A 237-nucleotide genomic window follows, 5' to 3' on the forward strand; every position below is an offset into this window, starting at 1 on the left:
ATCAACATACTGAAACGCCCGTTTCAGACTCGCTTTCGCTACGGCTCCGACTTTTCATCTTAACCTTGCATGTTAACGTAACTCGCCGGTTCATTCTACAAAAGGCACGCTGTCACCCCTTAACGGGCTCCAACTAATTGTAGGCACATGGTTTCAGGAACTATTTCACTCCCCTTCCGGGGTGCTTTTCACCTTTCCCTCACGGTACTGGTTCACTATCGGTCACTAGGGAGTATT

General features: G+C 48.5%; 1 rRNA gene. It reads right to left on the reverse strand.

Annotated elements, in window-relative coordinates:
• Positions 1-237, reverse strand: a 23S ribosomal RNA gene (locus IWT5_RS12050); the annotation flags it as partial.

The organism is Secundilactobacillus mixtipabuli (assembly GCF_002217925.1).
Lineage (GTDB): Bacteria > Bacillota > Bacilli > Lactobacillales > Lactobacillaceae > Secundilactobacillus > Secundilactobacillus mixtipabuli.